Origin of the sequence: Sphingomicrobium sp. (assembly GCA_036563485.1) — a bacterium.
Lineage (GTDB): Bacteria > Pseudomonadota > Alphaproteobacteria > Sphingomonadales > Sphingomonadaceae > Sphingomicrobium.
In genome coordinates, this window is sequence record DATCMI010000001.1 from 1,873,199 (window position 1) to 1,897,468 (window position 24,270).

Here is a 24,270-nt window from a genome sequence, read left to right on the forward strand (position 1 = left end):
GTTCCTGTCCATCATGGCGTGCTGCGGATTTCGCGCAGCTTGAAGCCGTTGATCTGCTGACCGAAATCGCACTGGAAGGAGCGCTTAGACGCGCCCTCGCCGACGGTGCCCCAGACGATGATCTTGCCTACCGAGCGCTGCTCGACATCGATCACGTGAACGGCCCCATATTGCTGCGCCCGAGCCACGCATTGCTGCCGTGCGATCGGCTGCAGCGCTTCGTTGCTCTGCGGCGCGCCGCGCGCGCTGGCGGCGACCGTCGACACCGCCGAAGCGGCCATCATCGGCACGCATCCGCCGACCAAGAGGGCGCACAGCGAAAGCGCGGCTGCATGCTTCATGTCACACCATCCTCAGCTTGTAGGTGCGGGCCTCCGGAAGGCTCGACGACAAGCCGCCATCGACGACGATCGCCTGCCCATTGACGTAGCTCGCCTCGTCCGACGCAAGGAAGAGAGCGGCGCGGGCGATCTCTTCCGGCTCGCCGCCGCGCTGGAGCGGGTTCAATTCGCCGATCCGGTCTTCCTTGCCGCTCGCCCGTGCTCGCTCGTACATCGGCTTGGTCATGCCGGTCTCGATCAGGCCGGGGCAGATCGCGTTGACGCGAACCCCGGTGCCCGCGAGCTGCTGCGCGGCATTTTGGACGAGGCTGATCACGCCTGCCTTCGAAGCCGAATAGGCGGCGCCGCCTGCGCCAGAGCGTACGCCGGCAACGCTCGCCGTGCAGACGATCGAACCCCGGCCGCGCCCGGCGATCAGCGGCGCCGAATATTTGATCGCCAGGAACGGGCCGATCAGGTTGATCCGCAGCGTCTCGGCCCACTCCGCCGCGCTTTGCACCGCGATCGAGTCCCAGCCGCCGGAAATGCCGGCATTGGCGAACATGATGTCCAGCCCGCCATGCCTTTCGGCCGTGCGCTCGACCAGCTCGCGAATTTGTTCGTCGTCGCCCGCGTCGCACTGGAAGTCTGCGCCCGGGCTAATGTCCGCGCCGACGACGGTGGCGCCTTCGCTCCGGAACAATTCCAGGCTCGCTTTTCCGATCCCCGATGCCGCGCCGGTGATGATTGCAACCTTGCCTGACAGTCTGCCCATCTGCCGCTCATAGCCACGCACGCGACTTGCTGATAGCGCTTGCGTCATGGACTTCAGCCTTGCTCCGCAACAGACCGAGTGGCGCGACAAGGTTCGCGCTTTCATGGACGAACATGTCCGGCCCCGGTGCGGCGATTACGATGCCCAGCAGCGCGAGGGCGAGCGGTGGAAAGTCCTGCCGGTTGTCGAAGACCTGAAGGAAAAGGCCCGGGCCGAAGGGCTGTGGAACCTGTTCATGCCGCCGTCCCATGGCGCAACACCGGTCGACGAGAGCTTCACCTTCGACGGACCGGCGCTCAGCAACCTCGAATATGCCTTTTGCGCCGAAGAGATGGGCCGCGTCGCCTGGGCGTCGGAAGTGTTCAACTGCTCGGCGCCGGACACCGGCAATATGGAGGTGCTCAACCGCTACGGCACGCGCGAGCAAAAGGACGAGTGGCTGAAGCCGCTGATGGATGGCGAGATTCGCTCCGCCTTCCTGATGACGGAGCCCGGCGTTGCTTCGTCGGACGCGACCAACATCGAATGTCGCGTCGAAATGCGCGGCAACGAATATGTGATCAACGGCCGGAAATGGTGGTCGAGCGGCGCGGGCGATCCTCGCTGCAAGGTCGCGATCCTGATGGGCAAGACCGACCCGAAAGCCGAGACCTATCGCCAGCAGTCGATGATCCTGATGCCGCTAGATGCGGAGGGCGTCACCATCACCCGCCACTTGCCGGTGTTCGGCTATGACGACGCGCCGCACGGGCACATGGAGATCGAGCTGAAGGCCGTACGGGTGCCGCCTTCGAACATGCTGCTTGGGGAGGGGCGCGGCTTCGAGATCGCGCAGGGTCGGCTCGGTCCAGGGCGCATCCACCATTGCATGCGCACCATCGGCGCTGCGGAAGAAGCCCTCGAGGCCATGGTCAAGCGGCTGATGAGTCGCACCGCCTTCGGCAAGACCATCTCCGAGCAGGGTGTCTGGGAAGAGCGCATCGCGGATGCCCGCATCAACATCGAAATGACCCGCCTGCTGTGCCTGAAGGCCGCCGACATGATGGACCGCGCGGGCAACAAGGCGGCGCAGGGCGAGATCGCCATGATCAAGGTCGCCGCGCCGCTGATGGCGCTGAAGATCATCGACGATGCGATCCAGGCGTTCGGCGCTGCCGGCGTGTCCGAGGATGTCGGCCTGGCGCGCGCTTATGCCTCGATCCGCACCTTGCGTCTGGCCGACGGCCCCGACGAAGTGCACCGCCGCGCGATTGCCCGGCTCGAGTATAAGAAGCACCGGTGAGCGATCAGGCACTGGACGACGAAGCGCTCGGGCGCTGGCTCGAAGCCAATGTGCCGGGCTTCCGGACGCCGTTCGATATCAGCAAATTCCCGTCGGGGCAGTCGAACCCGACTTACCGGATCACGACGGTTGCCGGCGAATATGTGCTGCGCCGCAAGCCGTTTGGGCCGCTGCTGCCGTCGGCTCACGCTGTCGATCGCGAATATCGGCTGCTCGCCGCCTTGTTCCCGCTCGGCTTTCCCGTGCCGCGGCCGCTGGCGCTGTGCGAGGACCAAGCAGTCATCGGGGCGATCTTCTACGTGATGGAGCTGGCGCCCGGCCGCGCCTATGCGGATGGGGCGCTCCCAGGTTTCGCGCCGGATCAGCGGCGGCGCGTCTACGAGCAGCTGGTCGACACGTTGGCCGACCTCCACAACATCGACCCCGAAGCTGCCGGCCTCGGCGATTACGGCAAGCCCGGCAATTATTTCGAGCGGCAGGTCGCGCGGTGGACCAAGCAATATCGCGACAGCCAGACGGACCAGCTTCCGGCGATGGAAAAACTCATCGACTATCTGCCCGCGAGCCTTCCCCACCAGTCGCGCGTGTCGATCGTCCATGGGGATTATCGCATCGACAATGCGATGTTCGACGTTCAGCCGCGGCTGACCGCAGTGCTCGATTGGGAACTGTCGACCCTTGGCGATCCGCTTGCCGATTTTTCCTATTTAGCCATGCAGTGGGTGATGCCGGCCGACGGCGGTGCGGGTCTTGCCGGACTGAACCTCGAGCAGCTGGGCATTCCGACGCTGGAGGAGATGGTCGAGCGCTATTCCGGACGGGCGCAAGTGCCCGTCGCCGACAAGCTCGACTGGTATTTCGCGTACAATCTGTTCCGGCTCGCCGGCATCATCCAGGGCATTAAGAAGCGTGTGATCGACGGCACCGCCAGCCATGCGCAAGCGGCGGAGATCGCCAAGCGCGTGCCTTTCCTTGCAGACGCCGCCTGGGCCTTCGCGCAGAAAGCCGGCGGCTAGCCTGCTGCAATCTCCAGCGGGACGCCTTCGCGGACCGAATTGCCGATGATGGTGATCTGGCGCGCACGATCGATCAGCTCGCTCGGGTCGCTCCCGTCGGCAAGCGTGCAGCGGACATGCATGCGGGCTGCCGTCGCGCGTCGGGGCGAGCCGCCGAAGTCGACGCTGACGCTGACGCCGAGATCCTCGATGATCAGGCCCATCTCGTCCGCGAGCGCCTGAAGGTCGTTGCAGAAGCAGCCGCCGATCGCCAGCGCCAGGAGCTCGCCACCGTTGAAGCCGAGGCCCATGCCTCCCGCGGTCCCATCGGGGCGATCAGCAATGACGCTGTGGCCGCGTGATCGGCCGACGGTGGCCCGCGTACCGGGCAGCAGCCGATACTCGATGGTTGTCGTTCCCAAGGCTCAGCGCCCTTTGAAGCTTGGCTGGCGTTTTTCCAGGAAGGCAGCGACGCCTTCCCGGTAATCCTCGGTGAAGCCGAGGCGGCGCATAGCGGCGGCCTGGCGCTCCAGCTCTTCGTCGAGGCTGTGCTGCCAGCTCGACCGAATCATCTCCTTGATCGCGGCCAGCCCAAGCGGCGGCAGCGAGGCGAGTTTGGCAGCAAGGGCGTCGACCTCGGCGTCCAGCGCTTCGTCCTCGACCGCTTTCCAGATCAGGCCCCATTCGGCGGCCTTGTCAGCCAACAGCGGCTCGCCGGTGAGCGCCAGCCCCAGCGCGCGTGCTTGGCCGACCAACCGCGGCAGCGCCCAGGTCCCGCCGCTGTCCGGGATCAATCCGATCGCTGAGAAGCTCTGAATGAACTTCGCCGATTTGGCGGCAACGACAAGGTCGCAGGCGAGCGCGATGTTCGCACCCGCGCCCGCGGCGACCCCGTTGACCCGTGCGATCACCGGTTGCGGAAGCGACGTGAGGATGTGGATCAACGGGTTCCAGCACTGTGTTACGGTCTCCCCAAGGTCGACCGCCTGGCCAGGCGCGACCGCACGGTCGTTCAGGTCCTGGCCCGCGCAAAATCCGCGTCCTGCTCCCGTCAGCACGACCACGCGCGCATCGCCGAGCCGAGCCAACGCATCGCGAAGCTCCTCGTGCATCCGCACGGTGAAGCTGTTCAGGCGATCGGGCCGGTTGAGCGTGATTCGGGCGACCGGCCCGTCCGCCTTGAAGTCGATCGTCTCGTAGCCGCTCATGCCCGCGCGTAGCTTTCGAGATAGCCGCAGCGCCCGCAGCGATAGGTCGTGACCTCCGCCTGGTCGTCCTTCGACTGCTTGACTCCGGTCCAGATGCTCTTGCGCGGCTCGCCGCCTTGCCAGGTCGCCACCCCGGCCATGCCGTAGGAGCCCTGGTCGACAAGGAAGCCTTCATCCATGCGCCCGCCGCACTTTGGACAGTCTCCCACGCCTTGCATAAACCCTCCTTTTCGTGGCTGCGGCACGGGTCGCACGACCGATTGGCAGGTGCAAGACGGGGGAGCGGGATGACCGAAGACGAACTGGCCCGCCGCGTTGCTGAGTGCATGCTCGCCGCAGAGGGCACCGGTCCGGCATGGGGCATCGTCATTGAGGAAGCGCGCGCCGGCTATGCGCGGCTGTCGATGAAGGTGCGTGGCGACATGCTCAACGGGCATGGCATCGTCCATGGCGGGATGGTGTTCGCGCTCGCCGACACCGCCTTTGCTTACGTCTGCAACGGACGAAACGAGAAGACCGTAGCCGCGCAAGCGAGCGTCACCTTCCTTGCCAGTGCGGAGGAGGGGCAGACGCTAGTCGCCGAAGCCGAGGAAGTTGCTACGTCAGGCCGCAGCGGCGTTACGCGGGTTTCGGTGCGCACGACCGAGGGCCGGACAATTGCCGAGTTCACAGGCACTTCGCGCACAGTCGGCGGAGCGGTTGTCGACATTTGAACGTTCACGCCTGACAGACTAGATCGGAAGCCATGTATACGACCGAGCTTCAGAAGAGCGCCAAGATCGAGAATCTCGAGGACCCGAAGCTGCTCGAGGCCTTCGAGGGGCGGGTTGCCGCCGACGAGTTTATCGAGCCCAAGGACTGGATGCCCGAGGCTTATCGCCGGACCCTAACGCGGCAGATCAGCCAGCATGCACATAGCGAAATCGTCGGCATGCTTCCGGAGGGCAATTGGATCACGCGGGCGCCATCGCTTCGGCGCAAGGCGATCCTGCTCGCCAAGGTGCAGGACGAGGCTGGCCACGGCCTCTATCTCTATTGCGCCGCGGAGACGCTCGGCACGAGCCGTGAGCAGATGATCGAGGCGCTGCACAGCGGCAAAGCCAAATATTCGACCATCTTCAATTATCCGACGCTGACCTGGGCCGACATCGGCGCGATCGGCTGGTTGGTCGATGGCGCCGCAATCATGAACCAGGTGCCGCTGCAGCGGACGTCCTATGGACCCTATGCGCGGGCGATGGTTCGCATCTGCAAGGAAGAGAGCTTCCACCAGCGCCAGGGCTATGAGATCATGATCGCGCTTGCGAACGGCACGGCCGATCAGAAGCGCATGGCGCAGGACGCGCTCAATCGCTGGTGGTGGCCGAGCCTGATGATGTTCGGCCCGCCCGATGAAAATTCGCCCAACACCGCGCAATCCATGCGCTGGCGGATCAAGCGCGAGACGAATGACGAGCTCCGCCAGAAGTTCGTCGACATCACCGTGCCGCAGGCTGATTTCCTAGGCCTGACCGTCCCCGACCCCGATCTCAAGTGGAACGAGGACAAGGGTGGCTACGACTTCGGGGAAATTGACTGGGACGAATTCTACGCCGTCGTGAAAGGCGAAGGTCCAGTCGCCAAGGAGCGCATGAAGGCCCGCCGGGACGCTTGGGAAGACGGCGCGTGGGTCCGCGAAGCCGCCGAGGCGTACGAAGCCAAGCGCCGCGCGAGGAAGGCGGCGTGAGTGGTGACTGGCCGCTCTGGGAAGTCTTCGTCCGTGCCAAGGGCGGTCTTTCGCATCGCCACGTTGGCAGCGTTCATGCTCCTGACGCGCAGCTCGCGCTCGCCCATGCGCGCGACACCTACACGCGGCGCCTCGAAGGGGTGAGCCTGTGGGTGGTGCCGTCGAACGAGATCGTCGCGTCCGATCCTGACCACGCCGGCGAGCTGTTCGAACCGGCGGAAAGCAAGATCTACCGCCACCCGACATTTTACGAGATCCCGGACGAGGTGAAGCACATCTAATGCCGTCGCTGCCGCCGATCCGGCCCGAAGACGAGGCGGTCGCTGCGCGCGTGCGCCCGCTTGGTGCGTTCGATGCACCGGACCTTGAGGACCATCACGCCGTCCGCACCGAGATGCTGCTGCGGCTCGGCGACGATGCGCTGGTGCTCGGCCAGCGCCTCAGCGAATGGTGCGGGCACGGTCCGGTGCTCGAAGTCGACATCAGTCTCGCCAATCTCGCGCTGGACCTTGTCGGACAGGCTAACCTGCTGCTCGGCGAAGCGGGGGACGCGGACGATCTCGCCTTTCGCCGCGACGTCCTCGATTTCGGCAATTGCCTGCTGGTGGAGCAGCCGAATGGCGACTTTGCTCAGACCATCGCGCGGCACCTGCTCTACACCAGCTGGCAGCACATGCTGCTGCAGCGGCTGACCCAATCTCCGGACCAGTTCCTGCGCGAATTCGCCGCCAAGGCGGTGAAGGAAGTCGCCTATCACCGCGACCTTGCGTCCGAATGGACGATCCGGCTCGGCGACGGCACCGATAAGAGCGCTCGGCGCATGGCCGACGGGCTTGAGTGGAACTGGCGTTTCGTCCCCGAGCTGTTCGAGGTCGATGAGGTCATGCAAGCCGCAATCGACAGCGGCAACGTGCCCGATCCGCGAGACTTCGAAGCCGATTATCGCGCAGCTATCGGCAAGGTCCTCAAGGAGGCTCAGCTGGAAACACCAGGCGACCAGCGCCCCATTCTGGGCGGCCGGCGTGGGCACCACAGCGAGCATCTTGGGCACCTTCTGGCAATCATGCAGTTCCTGCCGCGCACTTACCCCGACGCGACCTGGTAGAATGGCCGAGCATTTCCACGCGCTGCGCGTCGCCGAGGTGATCGCGGAAACGAGCGACGCCAATTCGATCCGCTTCGAAATGCCGCCCGAGCTGCGCGAGCGCTTCGCATTCCGGCCGGGCCAGCATTTGACGCTGCGGGCCGAGATCGACGGCGAGGATGTTCGGCGCAACTACTCGCTCTGCACCGCTCCCGACGAGAATGACTGGATGGTCACCGTCAAGCGCATCGCCGGCGGCCGCTTTTCCAACTGGGTCGGCGACAATGTGAGGGCCGGCGACACGATCGAGGTTATGCCGCCGCACGGCAGCTTCACGACGGACTTTAGCGCAGGTCGCTCTCGGCACCTGGTCGGCATTGCGGGCGGCTCAGGCATCACGCCGGTCATGTCGCTGATCCGAAGCACGTTGAAAGCCGAGCCGAACAGCCGCTTCACCTTGCTCTACGGGAATCGCGACAGCAGCTCGGTGATCTTCCTCGAGCAGCTCGCGGCGCTCAAGGACAAGCATCTCGGGAGGCTCGAAATCTATCACTTTCTCGATGCCGAGGAGCAGGACATCGAGCTGTTCAACGGCATGCTGACCCGCGAGCGGCTCGACGAAATCATCCCCGCGCTGATCCCCGACGCCAAGGACGTTGACGGCTGGTTCATCTGCGGTCCCGGGCCGATGATGGACGCTGCCGAAGGCGCGCTTCTGGACGGCGGCACGCCCAAGGAGCGCATTCACATCGAGCGTTTCACCGCTGATCGCCCGCCCGAGGCAATCGCGCGCGAAATGGCTCATCTGCAGACGCAGGCGGAAGGCGTGACCATGACGGTGACGCTCGACGGCCGCACCCGCAAAGTGCCGTTCACCGCCGGCAACATCCTCGACAGCGCACGTGAGGCGGGGCTGCCGGCACCATTCGCCTGCAAGGCCGGCGTCTGCGCGACCTGCCGTGCGCGGATCACGGGCGGCAAGGTCGAAATGGCAGCGCGCTACGGGCTCACCGACGAAGAGGTGGCTGCCGGCTACGTCCTGACTTGCCAGTCGGTACCGCTGGGTGATGGAGTGGCGGTAGATTACGACGCCTGAGTTCGCTAATCGCCTCTGATGCTGACCGAGACCAAGGGCCGCAGCCTTTCCGACCTACCACCGGTCAAGTCGGATTCGCTCCTCGAACTGATCGCGCTGTGCAACGCCGATCCAAGGCCCGAGAAGATCGATGTCGGTGTCGGCGTGTTCCGCGACGGTGCGGGCAACACGCCGATCCTGAAGGTCATCAAGGAGGCCGAGCAGCGGCTCGTCGATAGCCAGCAAACCAAGGCTTACCTCGGCAGCGCCGGCGACAAGCGTTACGCCGAGCTGCTGCGCCCGGTCCTGCTCGGCGAGCATGCCGGTGACGAGCGGATTGCCGGCGTCCAGACCCCCGGCGGCTGCGGCGCGCTTCGCCTTGCCTTCGAACTCATCGGTGCGATCAACCCCGGCGCGAAGATCCTGGTCGGCACCCCGACCTGGCCGAACCACGCCGCGATCATCAAGGGCGTCGGTCTCGAGATCAGCGAATATTCATATTACGAGCGCGGGCAGGGGGCGATCCGCTTCGATGCGATGCTGGACGCTCTTCGGTCAGCGCGCGCCGGCGATGTCGCCTTGCTCCATGGCTGCTGCCATAACCCGACCGGCGCCGACCTTGACGAGGACCAATGGCGGCAGGTCCGCGATGTCGTCGTCGAGCGCGGGCTGATCCCGCTGATCGATATCGCTTACCAGGGTTTCGGCCGCGGGCTCGACGAAGATGCCTACGGCGTGCGCCTGATGATCGAGAGCTGCGACGACGTCGTTGTCGCGCAAAGCTGCGACAAGAATTTCAGCGTCTATCGCGATCGGGTCGGCTCCTTGTGGGTGAAGACTGCTTCTGTGGAAGCGACCGCAACGGCGGTGGCGCACGTCTTTCAATTGGCCCGCGAGATGTGGTCGATGCCGCCTGATCATGGCGCCGCGGCGGTCGGCATCGTGCTGGACGATCCCGAGCTGCGCACGCGCTGGCTGAGCGAGCTCACCGCCATGCGTGACCGCATCAATGCGGTGCGCCAGACCATCGCGTCGGCCGACCCGCGTCTCGCCTTCATCGGCCGCCAGTTCGGCATGTTCTCCATGTTGCCGCTTTCCAAGGAGCAGGTGCTGAAGCTGCGCGAGGACAAGGCGATCTACATGGCCGACAGCGGCCGCTTCAATGTGGTCGGCATGAGCGACGAACAGGTCGAGCGATTTACGGCCGCGGTCGTGGACGCGATGAATGGCTGATCGCGACCCGGGCCGCGTCACCGCCGAAGTGGACTGGCGCGAGGTTGCGCGTCTCGTCCTCACCAGCCGGGAGCTGGACCGGCTCGAGGAACAGGAGCTCGTTCCGGCCCGGAAGGTCCTCTACCAATTCAGCGCCCGCGGCCATGACATGGCCCAGGTGCTGCTCGGGCTGCACCTCAAGGACGGCGACGGCGCGTTCGGCTACTACCGCTCGCGGCCGATGCTCTTATCCTTGGGCGTCCCGCTTGCCGATGCGCTCGGCTCCGGCATGGGCCTCGCCGGCGGCTATTCGAACGGGCGCGACATCGGCGTGGTGTTCAACTTCCCCAACGTCGGCGGGGCGCACGCCTTCCCGATGGCGGGCGGGGTCGGCGCGCAATATACGCCGGCGGCGGGTTGGGCGCAGGCGATCGCCTATAAGCAGGAGGTCCTCGGCCAAGGCCCGTCGGACGCGATCAGCCTCGTGCTCGGCGGGGACGCGAGCTGCGCGACCGGCGGATTTTGGTCTGCGCTAACAATTGCAACGACACAACGTTTGCCGCTGCTCATCTACGTTGAGGACAACGGCTACGGCATCTCCGTGCCGTCCGAATACCAGACGCCGGGCAAGGACATCGCCGCGAACCTCGCGAGCTTCAACGGGCTGAAGATCTTCAACGGCGATGGCACCGATCCGGCCGAAGCCGCGCTGCTGGTCGAGCAGGCGGTGCGCTATGTGCGCACGGAGCGCGCGCCGGTGCTTCTGCGCCTGCGCGTGCCGCGGCTCGAGGGGCACAGCGCTCAGGACACGCAGGCCTACAAGAGCGAGGCGGAGATCGAAGCGGAATGGTCACGCGACCCGCTGCCGAAGCTGAAGGCGCATTGCGCAAAGCTGCAGATCGGCGACGAAGCCTGGAGCGACCTTGAGCGCGAGGTCGGCTGGCAGGTTCAGGCGGCGCTTGCGGAAGCGGAGAGCCGCGGCATTTCGTCGCCAGCCGATGTCACTCGCCACGTCTTCTATGAAGGCGAGATGCAACAGGTCGGCGGGTTGTGGAACAGCGGCTACACGCCGCCGGCCGCATCGAGCGAACCGCAAGGCTCAGGCCAGCGCATCAATATGGTGACAGCCATTCGCCGGGTGCTGGAGCAGGAGCTCGAAGCCAACCCCCGCGTGCTTGTGTTCGGCGAGGACGTCGGACCGAAGGGCGGAGTCCATGCGGTGACTCTCGGACTTCAGGAGAAGTTCGGCCGCAACCGCGTGTTCGATACGTCGCTCAATGAAGAAGGCATCGTCGGGCGGGCGCAGGGCATGGCGCTGGCCGGGCTTATGCCGGTCCCTGAAATCCAGTTCCGCAAATATGCCGAGCCCGCGACCGAGCAGATCCACGATATGGGCACGATGCGCTGGCGCACCCACAATCGCTTCGCGGCGCCAATGGTGCTTCGCGTCCCCGGCGGTTTCTTCAAGTGCGGTGACCCGTGGCATTCGATGACCAACGAAGTCGAGTTCGTGCACAATCCCGGTTGGAAGGTGGCCGTGCCCTCGAACGCGGAAGATGCCGTCGGATTGCTGCGCGGCAGTTTGCGGGGCAACGACCCGGTGCTGTTCTTCGAACATCGCGCAATGCTCGACGACAGCTGGGCTCGGCGATCCTGGCCGGGCGATGATTATGTGCTCGAGTTCGGCCGCGCCAAGAAGACTCGCGAAGGCGACAAGATCACGATCGTCACCTGGGGCGCGATGGTGCCGCGCTGCGAAGCGGCCGCGGAAGGCTTTAGCGCCGACGTGATCGACTTGCGCACCCTGCAGCCGTGGGACCGCGTGATGGTCCTGGAAAGCGTACGCAAGACGCGCCGCTGCCTGATCGTTCACGAGGACCTTCGCACCGGCGGCTTCGGGGCGGAGATTGCCGCGGTCGTCGCAGACGAAGCCTTTCTCGACCTCGACGCGCCGGTTGCGCGGGTGACGATGCCCGACATTCCGAGCCCGCATCACCCGAAGCTTCTCGAATGGGCAGTGCCGTCGCCGCAGCGGATCCGCGACGAGATTGAACGGCTGGTGGGCTTTTAAGGCATGATCGAAGTCCGCGTTCCCGACGAGCAGGAAGGCACCAAGGCGGTCGTCCGCGCCTGGCTGAAGCAGGTCGGCGATGCGATCGCCGAGAACGATCCTTTGGTTGAGCTCGAAACCGACAAGGTGACTCAAGAAGTGCCCGCGCCGGCCGCTGGCGTTCTAGCTGAGATCCTCCTCGACACTGATGCGGAAGCCGTGCCCGGCGCATTGCTGGCGCGCATCAGCACCGAAGACGGCGTTCGTCTCGAGCGCAGTGCGGAGCACGAGGTCGAACGGCGTTTTGCACAAAGGGCTGAGCAGCGCCCTTCGACTTCGCTCAGGACGAACGAAGCTGGCGCCGGGCAGGAAACGCGCCTGTCTCCCTCCGTCCGTCGCGCTTGCTTGCAGCACGGGATCGACGCGAGCCGAATAGAGGGGACCGGCCGCAACGGCCGCGTGACGCGCGAGGATGTCGACCGGGCGGTTGCCATGGCCACCGTCAGCCATGTCGACGATGGACCGAAGGCAATCTCGCAGCCGCGCGTCGCGGAGCCGTTCAGTGCGACCGACATCCCGCACGACCGGATGCGCAGGAGCATCGCCGACAATATGGCGCGGGCGGTGGCCGAGCAGCCGCACGTTACCGCCGTGTTCGAAGCGGACTTTTCGGCCATTGCCGCGCACAAGGCGGCGCTCGCGGCCCGTGGCACCAAGCTCAGCTACACTGCCTACATCGTCAAAGCCGCCGCCGATGCCATGGCAGTCGCGCCCGCGATCAATGGTCGCTGGGAAGAAGACCGGATTGCCATCTCGCCGACCATCGACATCGGCGTCGGCACCGCGCTCGGCGAAAAGGGTCTTGTCGTTCCCGTGGTCAAGGACGCCGGCAACCTCAGCCTTGAGCAGATTGGCGCCCGTCTCGATGACCTGACGCGCCGCGCGCGGGAAGGTAAGCTCGAGCGGTCGGACGTATCCGGCGGCAGCTTCACCATCTCCAACCACGGGGTCTCCGGCTCGTTGGTCGCCGCGCCGATCATCCTCCACCAGGGTCAGGCGGCGATCCTGGGCGTCGGCAAGCTCGAAAAGCGCGTCGTCGTCCGCGAGATCGGCGGTCAGGACGCGATCCTCGTTCGCCCGATGGCTTTTGTGACCCTCACCATCGACCATCGCGTCGTCGACGGGCACCAGACCAACGCGTGGCTGTCGCGCTTCGTCGAGATCGTCGAAAGCTGGCCGGCCCCGTAGGAACCTAAATCGTCTTGAACGCTTCGTCTTTGGCGAAGGTGATGGAGAAGACGATGGCGCAACGCGATAACCGCACCCGGCCGGGCGGAAGTGATCGCTCGGGCAATGCGACGCAGCTCGCGGTAATTGGAGCAGGCCTTGCGGCTGCGGCCGGCACCGCTGCATTTCTTCTTGCCAAGCGCACCGGAAGCGGCGGCGCACCGATCGAGAATATCAGCGATGCCCCGGACCACGTCTGGCGTCGCGGCACCGAGCGTTACGACGCCAATCTGGTCGGCAACACAGTGACGATCGGCAAGCCGGCCGATGAGCTCTACCGCGAGTGGCGCGACTTCACGAAATTCCCTCGCTTCATGGAGAATGTCGAACAGATCGTCTCGGACGGAAACGGCGTATCCGAATGGACGATCAAGGCTCCGGCCGGGACCACGGTCCGAGTTCGCACCAGAATCACCGAGGACTCGCCCCGCCGGATCGCGTGGGAAAGCGAGCCCGATTCACAGATCAGGACCGAAGGCGCCGTCGAGTTCATCGAGGCCGCACCAGGCCGCGGCACGATGGTGCGCCTGACCATGCGCTACGATCCGCCGGGCGGCATCCTCGGCAAGGGGTTCGCAAAGCTGATGCAGCGCGAGCCAAAGATCCAGGGCCGGCGCGACCTTCGCCGGTTCAAGCAGCTGATGGAAAATGGCGAGATCGCGGTGAACGCGTCGCCCTCGGGCCGTGCGTCTGAAACACCCACCGAAGCCCGAATTTAGGAGGAATTCATGCGCGCACTGACCTGGCATGGACGCCACGACGTTCGGGTCGACACTGTCCCCGATCCGGAAATCGTCAATCCACGAGACGCGATCCTGCGGGTAACCTCAACCGCGATTTGCGGCTCCGACCTTCACTTGTACGACGCCTATATTCCGACGCTTCGCGCCGGCGACGTCCTGGGTCATGAATTCATGGGCGAAGTGGTCGAGGTCGGCGCGAAGAGCACGCTGAAAAAGGGGCAGCGCGTCGTCGTTCCATTCACGATCAGCTGCGGCCAATGCTTCTTCTGCAACAAGCAGCAATTTAGCGCCTGCGATAACAGCAACCCGACCGAGACGTTCGAAGCGTCGCGCCTGCTGATGGGTCATCCGATGGGCGCGGCTTTTGGTTATGCGCATCTCACCGGCGGCTACGCCGGTGGGCAGGCGGAATATGTGCGCGTGCCGTTCTCCGACGTGGGGCCGATCGTCGTTCCGGACCATCTGGAGGACGACGAAGTGCTGTTCCTGTCCGACATTCTGCCGACCGGTTGGATGGGGGCGGAAAATGCCGACATAGAACCCGGCGACACGGTGGCCGTGTGGGGCTGCGGCCCGGTTGGCCTGTTCGCAATTCAGTCGGCCAAGCTGTTGGGCGCGCACCGCGTGATCGCCATCGACCATTACCCGCGCCGGCTCGAGCTGGCGAAGCAAATGGGCGCGGAGGTCCTCGATTATCGCGAAGTCGACGTTCGCGAAGCGCTCGACGAAATGACCGGCGGCATCGGCCCCGATGCGTGCATCGACTGCGTCGGCATGGAAAGCCATGGGCTGACCGTCGACAACATCGTCGATACCGTGAAGGCCCATACCTTCCTCGGCACCGAGCGGCCCCACGCGCTGCGTCAGATGATCCTGGCCTGCCGCAAGGGCGGACGGATTTCCATTCCCGGCGTCTACGGCGGGTTCGCCGACAAATTCCCGCTCGGCCAAATGATGGAGAAGGGACTGACCGTGAAACAGGGTCAGACCCACGTTCAGAAATATACCAAGCCGCTGCTCGAACTGATCGAGCAGGGAAAAGTCGACACCACGTTCCTGATTTCACACCACGCGCCGCTGGAGCAGGCCGCGGAGATGTACCGCCACTGGCACGACGAGCAAGACGCCTACACCAAGATCGTCCTCAAGACCGAGGCGGCAACCCCCAGCAAGACCTCCAAGGAGCAAAAGCATGAGCTCGCGTAAACTCGCCATCGTCACTGGTGCTTCGAGCGGTATCGGGCTCGAGCTCGCCAAATGCGCGGCGCGTGACGGTTATGACCTCATCGTCGCGGCAGACACGCCCTTCGTGGAAGCTGGCCCAGCGCTCCAGGAGTTCGGTGTCGACATCGATCAGTTCGAGGCCGACCTCGCGACGCAGCAAGGTGTCGATCAACTGTTGCAGAAGATCGGCAACCGGCAGGTTGACGTGCTGGTGGCGAATGCCGGCCACGGGCTCGGCCACGGCTTTCTCGATCAAAGCCCGCAGGAATGGCAACACGTCATCAACACCAACATCACGGGAACGCTGCTGTTGATCCAGCCGATCGTCCAGAAAATGGTCGAGCGCGGCGAGGGCCGCGTCCTGATCACCGGTTCGATCGCTGGTCATTTGGCGGGCGCCTTCCAGGCCGTCTACAACGGATCGAAAGCGTTCATCGACAGCTTCGCCGCAGCGCTGAATGAAGAGATCAAGGACAGCGGCGTCACGATTACCTGCCTCAAACCCGGCGCTACGGAGACGAACTTCTTTCACCGCGCCGAACTTGAGGACACAAAAATCGGGCAGGCCAAGAAGGACGATGCCGCCGATGTCGCGAAGGCCGGCTGGGACGGCATGAACAGCGGCGAACCGGCAGTCATATACGGTCTCAAGAACAAGATGCAGGTCGCGGCTGCCGGCATGATGACCGACGCCACCACCGCGAAGCTTCACCGCGCCCAGACGGAGCCAGGCTCAGGCGAGTAACGCTTCGGCGGAACAGTTTCGGCCGCGAAACGCTAGGCGGTTGTGGAGCTGAACACGAAAGAGGCAGCAGCAGGCGAGGACACGCGCTTCGTGCGCCGGGTGGTTGTCGTCATCGGGCTCGTTGCACTCGCCTTCGTCGCGTGGAAGCTTCGCGAAGTCCTGCTGATGCTGTTCGGCGCCGTCGTCGTGGCCTCGATTGTCCGCGCGATCGCCGATCCGATCAGCCGCTGGAGCCGGCTGCCGAGCGGCGTCGCCGTCGCCTTGGCGGCTCTGATCATCTTCGCCATCATCGGCTCGGTTGTCTGGCTAATCGGCGGAATGTTCGCCGAGCAGTTCGACGTGCTGACGAAGACGCTTCCGCAGTCGATCGACAAGCTTCAGGCATGGATTGCCGAGCTCGGCCTGACGACCCAGCTGCAGAACTGGCGCGCGGCCATCAGCAGCGGCAGCGGCATCCTGTCCACGGTCAGCAGTTTCGCCAGTTCCGCGGCCAACGCAGTGGCCAACATCCTGATCGTCATCTTCGGCGGCATCTTCCTTGCGGCCGAGCCGAAATTCTACCGCACCGGCGCGATCAAGCTGATCCCGCAGGACAAGCGCGCAACGGTCACCGAAGCGATCCTCGAGTCCGAACGCGCGCTGCGCCTGTGGCTCAAGGGGCAGTTGATTGCGATGATTGTCATCGGCTTCCTCACGGGTGCGGCCTTGTGGCTGCTCGGCGTCGAGTCCTGGCTCGTGCTCGGCCTGCTCGCCGGGCTGCTCGAATTCATCCCGTTCGCCGGGCCGATCATCGCCGCCATTCCCGCAGTCCTGATCGCGTTAGCGCAGAGCACCGACCTCGCCTTGTGGGTGATTGGCGCCTACGTGCTCGTCCAGCACGCCGAGGCCTATCTGCTGCAGCCGCTGATCCAGCAATATGCTGTCGATCTGCCGGCAGTGATCCTGCTGTTCTCGCTGCTGACGTTCGGCGTGCTGTTCGGCACGATCGGCGTCGTCCTCGCGGCGCCGCTGGCTGTCGTGTCCTATGTCCTGGTGAAGCGCCTGTACGTCATCGAGACGCTGGAGACGGACACGCCGATACCAGGCGAAGAGAAGAGCTAGATTTCCAGCACCGCGTAACGCTTGCCGAACAGCGGCTTCAACACGAACTGCGCGACATTGTAGACCGGCTTGCCGACCGGCGTGCGCCCTTCAAAATTGCCGTGGTGGGCATGGCCGTGGACGACCGCCTTTACATGGTCGAAGCGGTCGATCGGCTCGGCAAGCCGCTGTGAGCCCAGATACTGATAAATTTCCGCGGGTTCGCCGGTCAGCGTTTCTTCTGTGGGCGAATAGTGAAGCACGGCAACGCTGCGCTCGGTCCGCAGCGTGCGCAGCTGGTTCTCCAGCTTGCGCGCTTCGGACATCACCTCGTCGACGAACGCCTTGGCGATCGGCTCTCCGAAGGGGGCAAGCTCGCCGCGGCCGTAGCCGCCCATGAAGCCTTTGACGCCCGCAAAGCCCACCCCGTCGATCTCCACCGCCTGTTCGTCGAGCACGGTCATGCCGGCGTCACGCAAAATTTCGGTGACATGCTCCGGCTGCCCGCACTCATAGTCGTGATTGCCGAGGACGCCGACGACCGGGATCGAGCAGGTGCGGATGTCGTCCGCCAGGATCTCGGCCTCGCGCGTCTTGCCAAAATTGGTGAGGTCGCCGCACAGCACCAGCACGTCCGCTTCCGCCGAGATCTCGTGGAAGAGATCGCGGTAGGGCGCGCTGTCGCTCTCCTGCACGTGCAGGTCGCCGATCGCTGCTACGCGCAGCTTGCCGTTTTCATTCGCCATATTGTTCTTCGAGGTTCCCGACTGCTTCCGAAAAGCCCCATTTCTCGACATCGACCGCATAGTCACGGGGGCTGAAGATGCGGCCGCGGCAGACCTTCTTGCCGGGGCCCTCGATGTCCTGCTGGTCACGCAGCCGCTCGAGCAGCTCGTCCATCAGCCATTGCGGCACCAGGTCGCGCTCGCTCGGATAGACAAAGCGGAAGTTGAGCAGCGCCATCAGCAGCACTTCCCAATAAAGCTCCATGTGGCTGAGCAGCCGCCGCCAGTCGATCTCGTTGTGGCGTTTGAGGATCATGTGGGCGACGTCCGCGCCGTCGTAGCGGTGATGGTCCTGGACGAAGATCTTCGACCAGATGAACTGCGTCGGCGGCACCAGGTTGACCTTGGCGCCGAACAGCTCCGTCTCCGGCGCATTGACGAACCATTCGTCAGTCACGTGCGTCGTAACTGTGGGCATGTTCGTGATCACGTCCACGAACAATTCGCCGCGGGTGATGCGGGACAGCCAGCGCTCGTCCACGATCTCGACGCCGAAGCCGTGCTCCTTGAAGAAGTGGAGCAGTTTCAACGCGTCCCCGGCCTTGGTGAACACGTCGACGTCCTTGGTCGGCCGGTCGATGCCGGTGTAGCAGGACAAAGCGTAGGTGCCGGACACCAGGAACGGAATCCCCGAGTCCGCCATCAGCTGGAGCACTTGCGAATAGAAGGCCTCCGCCGCGGGCGGCGGCTGAATCAATGGCGCGCGTTTCTCTTCGACCTGCTGGTCCATGGGCCGGTCAACGGGAGCCGGGCGCGGCGGTTCCCGCGTGCCGTTTCGGCGCGCGAAAGAGGGAGCGGGTCAGTTCAGCGGGGTGATGTCCGGCTCGCAGGTCTTCTCGAGCCACTGGCTGAAGCGCGCGTAAACGATCAGCGGCCCGCCGATCAGCACGAGCAGCACCAACGACAGCGGGAAGGCCAGGAACCTCTCGGTAACGAGCGAGCCTGTCATGGCGGCGTGTGGGACCGCATAACCGGCCCAGTGCAGGCCATCGGCCACGGTCACCGGCGGCCAGGTCCCGGAGTTCAGATACTCGCGCCCCTGGTAGAACCAGATGCCGGGCACGACGAGCAGCGCGAGGCAGCCGATCGGAAAGATGAGCCCACCAAGGTTGCCGATCGGCGCAACGACGGAGCGCAAAGCATGGCTGACGGACATGGCGATCCCCCTGAGACTTGAACGTGAATCTCGTTTACTTTGCGCTAAACGAGCTGCGATTTCCAGAGGATGGCGCACCCAAGAGGATTCGAACCTCTGACCTCTGCCTTCGGAGGGCAGCGCTCTATCCAGCTGAGCTATGGGTGCGTGCCGGCGCGGCTTAGCCGCGAGCGGCGTCAGCGGCAAGGCGCGAGGAAAGCCTTAAGTTCACGATGTAGCGCTGCACGCGCCGAACCCACGATCATGCCGACGTGGCCGGACGCTATGCCGACCTTGTCGCCGCTCGGGGCTGTGACAGCTGGCGCGATGCGGTCGTGGTCTGCGGTGAGATGGAGTTGAGGAACGCCGATCCTGTCGGTCACCAGCCTGCCGCCGACGTTCCACTCGCCGGACCCAGTCAGATCGCGGCCGAACAGCTCCGCAATCAGTTCTTCGGCGGCTCGGTAGGGCAGCGGTTCGCCCTCGTTCGCCCATTCCTCCAGTTCGACGAAGCGCCGAGCCTCGGCACTGCCGGGCGCGAGCTTGGCGAACTGCGCGAACTTGCCGACCGTGCGTTCCGGATCGAGCGACCAGAAGGCGGCCTGCAAGACCTCCATGGGCAAGGCGCCGAGCTGCCGCGCGGCTGCTTGCGAGTGTCGCCACATGTCTTGCAGCGCGGCCTTCGAGGGATCTGGGTAAGCGGCGAACGTCCACGGCGCGGCGATCGTCGCGAGGCGCTCGACATTGGTCAGGTTTGCGGCGGCAATGGCCATCGTCCCGCCAAGGCAATAGCCGACCAGCGCTGCAGGCTCGCCAGCTTGCGCGAGCATGGGCAGCAGCAGCTCCTCGACGTGGCCCGCGACGGTCAGGCCCGCCCGTTCGCGCGCCGGGCCCCAGTCGAGGAGCAGTGCGCGCCGGCCCATGCCTGCTACGGCATCCGCGAGCGACACCTGCTGATCGAGGTCGAGAATGCGCGGCGGATTGATCAGCGACGGGACGAGCACTGCCGGCGGACCGTCGCCGCCATGATCGCGGAGCGAAGCACCGCCGACCCGTGCAACTTCCGGCCTGGGCGTTGCGCGTTGGTGGCCCGGCGCCCGTTCGTAAGCTCGAAGCCCGGCGAGCGCATCGGCGCCGAGCTGCGGATCGCGCGCCGAGACCTCGCGCACCAGCTCGAGGAACAGCGGCAGCGGACGCGGTGCGCGTTCATGTTGCGGCGCACACTGCTCCGGTAGTAAGCCGTCATCCGCGTTTCGGGAGCTGTTCATGGCGAAGTCTTCGGGCAAGGTGACGATCAAGAAGTACGCGAACCGGCGGCTTTATGACACCGAAAGCTCCGCATACATCACGCTCGACCGCCTCGCGCACATGGTGCGTGAAGGCCGGGAGTTCGAAGTTGTCGATGCGAAGACAGGCGAGGACATCACCCGCCAGGTGCTGACGCAGATCATCGTCGATGAAGAAGCGCGCGGTTCGACCATGCTTCCGATCAACTTCCTGAAGCAGCTGATCGGGCTGTACGGAAACTCGATGCAGAGCTTCGTGCCGCAATATCTCGAGGCAGCGATGGAGGCTTTCCAGCGCAACCAGTCGGCGGCGCGCGATGCGTTCGGCGGCAATATGTTTGCCGAGATCGCGAAGCGGAACATGGCGATGTTCGAGGATGCGGCGCAGGCGCTGTCGGGCAAGGCGAAGCCGGAGGCAAAATCGGCCGGCAGTGATGTCGACCAGCTGAAGGCCGAACTCGCGGCCTTGCAAGCCAAGGTCGACAAGCTAAGCCGCTGACGATCATGAAGCCCATCTTGTTCGGAGCGCTCGCGCTCGCCGCCGCCGCGCCCGTCGTGGCCCAGACCGGACCCGACCTTAGCTACGCAAATCCTGTCGCAGGCAATTGGCGCTATGGGCCGACGGCGACCGGCAGCGAGGCGGCGTTCGTGACGGCCGCCGGAGGCCCGCAATTGATCCTCCGCTGCACGCGCGCGACGCGACGCATCGCGATCATCAAGCCGGCGCCTGCTGCCGCACCGAACCTTTGGGTGTGGACCAGCCTCCAGGCGCGGAGCGTTTCGGCAACCTTCGATGCGGCGACAGGAAGGGCCAGCGCCGAACTTACCGCCTTCGATGGGTTGTTTGATGCGATGGCGTCGAGCCGCGGGCGCATCGGATTCAGCACGCCCGGCACAACGCCGCTGGTCGTCCCGGCATGGGGAGAAGTCGCGCGCCTTGTCGAGGATTGCCGCGCCTGAGCCTGGACCCTGCTCCCGGCGCGAAGCTGCGAAGTCTGACCGAATCTTGCGCGAATACAAGACTTGTCTTGCAACTGCGGAAGACGGATGTTCGTTTCGGCTTCAACGCAGCGAAAGGAGGTGATCCGATGTCTCATGGTTCAGCAGGGAGGTCGGAAAGGGGTGTTCGTAGGCCCTAAGAGCTGACGAACGGCCACACCTTCTGGCCGCTGACCATGTCGAAGGGCATCGCTGCTTAGGCAGCGGTGCCCTTTACATTATCTGCAGTAGCGAAGTTCTGACTTCATTAGGGAACCGGAACGGCTTTAAAGTGTCTTTCGCTCCAACAACGGAGGGAAACGAGAAAATGGCTAAATCCGCACGGAAATCCTCTTCTGGTTCCAATTCATCCAAATCTTCGTCGCAGGGGTCCTCGGGCTCCGAAAACACGGTCGACAAGCTCGCCAAGGCAGCGATGAGCAAGGAAATGCTCGCTGCCGGCCTTGCCGCCGCAGCCGCGGCGATCAGCGCCAGCCCTGCGGCGCGCAAGAAAATCCGCGACGCCGGCCTCGACGCCGCGGACACCGCCGAGCGTGCTGCCGGAAGCGTCCTGTCAAGCGCGACCAAGCTCGGTTCGATTATCGCCGAAGCGGTTGCCGACGCGGCCCAGCGCGTGATGAGCGGCAAGTGGACGGGCGAATCGGGAAGCGGCGGCTCAAGTTCGTCGGCGCGCGGCAGCTCCGGTCGGTCGAGCGGCGGCGCGTCGTCGTCCGGTTCGTCGCGGAGCTCGAAATCCAGCTCGTCCTCGTCGCGCGGCAGTGCGTCGAAGGCATCGGGCAGCGGCGCATCGCGGTCGCGCAGCAGCGCCTCGAAATCTGGGGCGAGCAGTTCGAAGTCGAGCGCCAGCGGCAGCAAGTCGGGCACCTCGCGTGCGAAATCGTCGAGTGCCGGGTCGAGTCGCTCGAGCGCCGGCAAATCTGCTGGCAGCAAGTCGACGTCGTCGCGCAGTAGCTCGGCCAAGTCGGGCGGCGCGAAGCGCGGCGGCAGCAGCTCGCGCGGGGGCCGCGGCTCCAGCGGCGGCACCTCGGGCAGCGGCAATCCGGGCGGCGGGAACTCCTAAGCCGCTCGATCCTCGAACTGCAGGCGAGCCAAGCGCGCGTACAACCCTCCGCGCGCGCTTAGGCTCGCATGCGTTCCTTCCTCAACGATCCGGCCGTGGTCCATCACGACGATGCGGTCGGCAGCGCGCACTGTCGCAAGCCGATGCGCGATGACGATCGTCGTCCGCTCCTCCATCAGCCGATCGAGCGCGTCCTGCACCAGCCGCTCGCTTTCAGCGTCGAGGGCCGATGTCGCTTCGTCGAGCAGCAGCAAGGGGGCATCGCGCAGCAGCGCCCTCGCGATCGCAATGCGCTGGCGCTGACCACCTGAAAGCCGCGCGCCGCCTTCGCCCATGAATGTGTCGAGACCTTGGGGCAGCGCGCGCAGGAACTCCTCGGCATTCGCATCCCGCGCCGCTTGCCACAGCTCGTCTTCACTGGCGTCCCAATTCCCGTAGCGAAGGTTGTCGCGCGCCGTCGCGGCGAAGATCACCACCTCCTGCGGGACCATGGCGATGCGCTGGCGGACATCCGCGGGATCGGCGTCGCGCAGGTCGACGCCGTCAAGCAGCACGCGCCCGTCAAGCGGGTCGTAGAAACGCTCCGCGAGCTGGAAGAGCGTTGTCTTGCCGGCGCCCGACGGTCCCACGACGGCAAGCCGTTCGCGCGGCGTAACTGTCAGCGTGAAGCCGTCCAGCGCGGAAACTTCCGGCCGGGTCGGATAGCGGAAGCTGACATTTTCGAACGCAAGGCTGCCGGACGCCGGCTCGGGAAGCCGCTTCGGCTCCGCCGGCGCTCGGATTTCCGGCTCGGCGTGAAGTAGTTCGGACAAGCGCTCCGACGCGCCGGCGGCGCGAAGCAGGTCGCCATAGACCTCCGACAAATTGCCGAACGCGCCGGCAAGCAGGCCGCCGTAGAGCACGAACGCCGCGATCGTGCCGCCGGTGATCTTGCCCGCTGCGACCTCGATCGCACCCTGCCAGATGATCAAGGTGATCGCCCCGAAGATCAGGAAGATGACGATTGCAGTCATCACCGCGCGCACCAGGATCCGCCGCTTCGCGGTTGCGAAGACATTTTCGACCGCCGCGGTGAAGCGGGACGCCTCGCGCGCCTGCTGGTTGAATGCCTGGACGATCTTCATCGCGCCGAGCACCTCGCTCGTGACCGTCCCGACGTCGGCAATCCGGTCCTGGCTTCGCGTCGAAATCGTGCGCACCCGCCGGCCGAGGATGGCGATGGGCAGGACGACCAGCAGCGATGCGCCAAGGATCATCAGCGCCAGCTTCGGCGCAAGCGCCAGCAGGATGCCGATGCAAACGATTCCAAGGATGGTGTTGCGAAGCGCCACCGACACCGTCGTGCCGACGACCTGTTCGATGATTGTGGTATCGACGGTGATGCGCGACGTGATTTCCGCCGGCCGGTTCTCCTCGAAGAAGCCTGGAGACAGCCGCAGCAGGTTGCGATGCACGGCAAGCCGAATATCGGCGACGGTCCGCTCGCCGATCCACGAGACGAAATAAAAGCGGACGGCAGTCGCGAGCGCCATCACGCCGACCAGCAGCAGCAGATACTGGAACCAGCGGGCGATATCGCGTCCAGTGCCGCCGCCTGCGCTGAAGCCTTTGTCGATGATCAGCTTGAAGGCGTAGGGCACGCCCGACGTCGCCGCGGCGGCGACCAGCAGCGCCAGTGCTGCAACGGCGATATGCCCTGGGTAGCGGAGCGCGAAGCTCCACACCATCCGCAGGTTCTTGATCGATCGGCCCTTGGGTCGGCTATCTGGGTTGGCGGCCATGCGCGCTCCCTAACAGCGGTGGCGCGACCCCTCAAATCGTCTAGGTTCATCGCGGAACGTGGAAAGGGTAGGGCCGTTTCGATGGTGATGGATTCACACGCAACCAGGCTCCGCCAGCTCGGACGGGTGCTCGTCTGGATCGGCCAGTTCATCGGCGGCGCATTGGTCGTGCTGGTGCCCGTCGCCATCGTCGTGTTCGACCTCGACATCCTCCAGACGACACTGGTCAGCCTTGTCCTGATGGTCGCGGTGATCGGCATGGTGCTGGCCGGCGACCGGCTCGCGCGGCCCGCGATTGATCCAACCCTCGTCCGTCCGGAAGGTGAGCCGGACCGGCGCCTGGAGGCGCTCTCCGACTCTTACGTGGAACGGATCGATCGGCCGAAGCGCTCGCGCGCCAAGGTCTAGGCCGAGTCGA

At 65.0% G+C, this 24,270-nt stretch carries 28 protein-coding genes and 1 tRNA gene; 17 read left to right on the plus strand and 12 right to left on the minus strand.

What is annotated here, in order from left to right:
• Positions 1-11: 11 nt before the first annotated feature.
• Together VIL42_09775 and VIL42_09780 are read right to left on the minus strand one after the other, a co-directional pair.
• Positions 12-341, minus strand: coding sequence for a hypothetical protein (locus VIL42_09775; GenBank protein ID HEY8593134.1), 330 nt, complete (start codon positions 339-341; stop codon positions 12-14).
• A gap of 1 nt (position 342) precedes the next feature.
• The gene (locus tag VIL42_09780; GenBank protein ID HEY8593135.1) at positions 343-1,095 is read right to left on the minus strand and encodes an SDR family NAD(P)-dependent oxidoreductase; all 753 of its coding nucleotides are present in this window, start codon (positions 1,093-1,095) and stop codon (positions 343-345) included.
• Between the two features lie 46 nt (positions 1,096-1,141).
• Between VIL42_09780 and VIL42_09785 the strand changes: the two genes are divergently transcribed.
• Positions 1,142-2,377, plus strand: coding sequence for an acyl-CoA dehydrogenase family protein (locus VIL42_09785; protein ID HEY8593136.1), 1,236 nt, complete (start codon positions 1,142-1,144; stop codon positions 2,375-2,377).
• The gene (locus VIL42_09790) at positions 2,374-3,393 is read left to right on the plus strand and encodes a phosphotransferase family protein (protein ID HEY8593137.1); all 1,020 of its coding nucleotides are present in this window, start codon (positions 2,374-2,376) and stop codon (positions 3,391-3,393) included. Before VIL42_09785 ends, VIL42_09790 begins: the two co-directional genes overlap by 4 nt.
• Here the strand turns inward: VIL42_09790 and VIL42_09795 are convergent.
• Genes VIL42_09795 through VIL42_09805 form a run of 3 tightly spaced genes read right to left on the minus strand, consistent with a single transcriptional unit; the run spans position 3,390 to position 4,798 of the window.
• The gene (locus tag VIL42_09795; protein ID HEY8593138.1) at positions 3,390-3,794 is read right to left on the minus strand and encodes an OsmC family protein; all 405 of its coding nucleotides are present in this window, start codon (positions 3,792-3,794) and stop codon (positions 3,390-3,392) included. The genes VIL42_09790 and VIL42_09795 overlap by 4 nt on opposite strands.
• 3 nt (positions 3,795-3,797) lie before the next feature.
• Positions 3,798-4,580, minus strand: coding sequence for a 2-(1,2-epoxy-1,2-dihydrophenyl)acetyl-CoA isomerase PaaG (paaG, locus tag VIL42_09800; GenBank protein ID HEY8593139.1), 783 nt, complete (start codon positions 4,578-4,580; stop codon positions 3,798-3,800).
• The gene (locus VIL42_09805) at positions 4,577-4,798 is read right to left on the minus strand and encodes a PF20097 family protein (protein ID HEY8593140.1); all 222 of its coding nucleotides are present in this window, start codon (positions 4,796-4,798) and stop codon (positions 4,577-4,579) included. The genes paaG and VIL42_09805 overlap by 4 nt, the downstream gene beginning before the upstream one ends.
• 69 nt (positions 4,799-4,867) lie before the next feature.
• Here VIL42_09805 and paaI point away from each other — a divergent pair, with 69 nt between their 5' ends.
• The 12 genes from paaI to VIL42_09865 are packed head-to-tail and all read left to right on the plus strand — an operon-like array spanning position 4,868 to position 16,827.
• Positions 4,868-5,293, plus strand: a complete 426-nt coding sequence (gene paaI / locus VIL42_09810; protein HEY8593141.1) for a hydroxyphenylacetyl-CoA thioesterase PaaI — start codon at positions 4,868-4,870, stop codon at positions 5,291-5,293.
• A gap of 32 nt (positions 5,294-5,325) precedes the next feature.
• Entirely contained in the window at positions 5,326-6,306 is a 981-nt protein-coding gene (paaA, locus tag VIL42_09815) for a 1,2-phenylacetyl-CoA epoxidase subunit PaaA (protein ID HEY8593142.1), read from the plus strand.
• Positions 6,303-6,587 (plus strand): 1,2-phenylacetyl-CoA epoxidase subunit PaaB, encoded by a 285-nt coding sequence (paaB, locus tag VIL42_09820; GenBank protein HEY8593143.1) that lies wholly within the window; start codon positions 6,303-6,305, stop codon positions 6,585-6,587. The genes paaA and paaB overlap by 4 nt, the downstream gene beginning before the upstream one ends.
• Positions 6,587-7,411 carry a 1,2-phenylacetyl-CoA epoxidase subunit PaaC gene (gene paaC, locus VIL42_09825; GenBank protein ID HEY8593144.1) on the plus strand — a complete coding sequence of 275 codons (825 nt, stop codon included), beginning with the start codon at positions 6,587-6,589 and terminating at the stop codon, positions 7,409-7,411. The genes paaB and paaC overlap by 1 nt, the downstream gene beginning before the upstream one ends.
• 1 nt (position 7,412) lies before the next feature.
• Entirely contained in the window at positions 7,413-8,486 is a 1,074-nt protein-coding gene (gene paaE, locus VIL42_09830; GenBank protein HEY8593145.1) for a 1,2-phenylacetyl-CoA epoxidase subunit PaaE, read from the plus strand.
• An 18-nt stretch (positions 8,487-8,504) separates the two neighbouring features.
• Positions 8,505-9,698: an amino acid aminotransferase gene (locus VIL42_09835; GenBank protein ID HEY8593146.1), complete on the plus strand. Its 1,194-nt coding sequence runs from the start codon at positions 8,505-8,507 to the stop codon at positions 9,696-9,698.
• Complete coding sequence (locus VIL42_09840) at positions 9,691-11,748, plus strand: transketolase C-terminal domain-containing protein (GenBank protein HEY8593147.1); 2,058 nt, start codon at positions 9,691-9,693, stop codon at positions 11,746-11,748. The genes VIL42_09835 and VIL42_09840 overlap by 8 nt, the downstream gene beginning before the upstream one ends.
• Positions 11,749-11,751: 3 nt before the next feature.
• A complete protein-coding gene (locus tag VIL42_09845; GenBank protein ID HEY8593148.1) occupies positions 11,752-12,975 on the plus strand; it encodes a dihydrolipoamide acetyltransferase family protein in 1,224 nt (407 codons plus the stop codon).
• A gap of 53 nt (positions 12,976-13,028) precedes the next feature.
• Positions 13,029-13,733 carry an SRPBCC family protein gene (locus tag VIL42_09850; GenBank protein ID HEY8593149.1) on the plus strand — a complete coding sequence of 235 codons (705 nt, stop codon included), beginning with the start codon at positions 13,029-13,031 and terminating at the stop codon, positions 13,731-13,733.
• Between the two features lie 9 nt (positions 13,734-13,742).
• Positions 13,743-14,963 carry a zinc-dependent alcohol dehydrogenase gene (locus VIL42_09855; GenBank protein ID HEY8593150.1) on the plus strand — a complete coding sequence of 407 codons (1,221 nt, stop codon included), beginning with the start codon at positions 13,743-13,745 and terminating at the stop codon, positions 14,961-14,963.
• Entirely contained in the window at positions 14,950-15,726 is a 777-nt protein-coding gene (locus tag VIL42_09860) for an SDR family NAD(P)-dependent oxidoreductase (GenBank protein HEY8593151.1), read from the plus strand. Before VIL42_09855 ends, VIL42_09860 begins: the two co-directional genes overlap by 14 nt.
• A 42-nt stretch (positions 15,727-15,768) precedes the next feature.
• Positions 15,769-16,827: an AI-2E family transporter gene (locus VIL42_09865; protein HEY8593152.1), complete on the plus strand. Its 1,059-nt coding sequence runs from the start codon at positions 15,769-15,771 to the stop codon at positions 16,825-16,827.
• Here the strand turns inward: VIL42_09865 and VIL42_09870 are convergent.
• From VIL42_09870 to VIL42_09890, 5 genes are all read right to left on the minus strand, one after another.
• Positions 16,824-17,552 carry a metallophosphoesterase gene (locus VIL42_09870; GenBank protein ID HEY8593153.1) on the minus strand — a complete coding sequence of 243 codons (729 nt, stop codon included), beginning with the start codon at positions 17,550-17,552 and terminating at the stop codon, positions 16,824-16,826. The two genes, VIL42_09865 and VIL42_09870, sit on opposite strands and share 4 nt — an antisense overlap.
• Positions 17,542-18,321, minus strand: coding sequence for a nucleotidyltransferase (locus VIL42_09875; protein ID HEY8593154.1), 780 nt, complete (start codon positions 18,319-18,321; stop codon positions 17,542-17,544). The genes VIL42_09870 and VIL42_09875 overlap by 11 nt, the downstream gene beginning before the upstream one ends.
• A 69-nt stretch (positions 18,322-18,390) precedes the next feature.
• Positions 18,391-18,747 (minus strand): hypothetical protein, encoded by a 357-nt coding sequence (locus VIL42_09880; GenBank protein HEY8593155.1) that lies wholly within the window; start codon positions 18,745-18,747, stop codon positions 18,391-18,393.
• A gap of 70 nt (positions 18,748-18,817) precedes the next feature.
• Positions 18,818-18,894 (minus strand) — tRNA-Arg (locus tag VIL42_09885).
• 29 nt (positions 18,895-18,923) lie between these two features.
• Positions 18,924-19,994, minus strand: a complete 1,071-nt coding sequence (locus tag VIL42_09890) for an alpha/beta hydrolase (protein ID HEY8593156.1) — start codon at positions 19,992-19,994, stop codon at positions 18,924-18,926.
• Here VIL42_09890 and phaR point away from each other — a divergent pair.
• Both phaR and VIL42_09900 read left to right on the plus strand, forming a co-directional pair.
• Positions 19,993-20,511 (plus strand): polyhydroxyalkanoate synthesis repressor PhaR, encoded by a 519-nt coding sequence (gene phaR, locus VIL42_09895; protein HEY8593157.1) that lies wholly within the window; start codon positions 19,993-19,995, stop codon positions 20,509-20,511. The genes VIL42_09890 and phaR overlap by 2 nt on opposite strands.
• A gap of 5 nt (positions 20,512-20,516) precedes the next feature.
• Positions 20,517-20,972, plus strand: a complete 456-nt coding sequence (locus VIL42_09900) for a hypothetical protein (protein ID HEY8593158.1) — start codon at positions 20,517-20,519, stop codon at positions 20,970-20,972.
• Positions 20,973-21,224: 252 nt separating this feature from the next.
• Here the strand turns inward: VIL42_09900 and VIL42_09905 are convergent, their stop codons facing one another.
• Both VIL42_09905 and VIL42_09910 read right to left on the minus strand, forming a co-directional pair.
• Positions 21,225-21,866, minus strand: a complete 642-nt coding sequence (locus VIL42_09905) for a hypothetical protein (GenBank protein ID HEY8593159.1) — start codon at positions 21,864-21,866, stop codon at positions 21,225-21,227.
• Between the two features lie 201 nt (positions 21,867-22,067).
• On the minus strand, positions 22,068-23,852 hold the full coding sequence (locus tag VIL42_09910) for an ABC transporter transmembrane domain-containing protein (protein HEY8593160.1): 1,785 nt from the start codon (positions 23,850-23,852) through the stop codon (positions 22,068-22,070).
• An 87-nt stretch (positions 23,853-23,939) separates the two neighbouring features.
• Here VIL42_09910 and VIL42_09915 point away from each other — a divergent pair, with 87 nt between their 5' ends.
• The gene (locus VIL42_09915; GenBank protein HEY8593161.1) at positions 23,940-24,260 is read left to right on the plus strand and encodes a hypothetical protein; all 321 of its coding nucleotides are present in this window, start codon (positions 23,940-23,942) and stop codon (positions 24,258-24,260) included.
• Positions 24,261-24,270 lie beyond the last annotated feature (10 nt).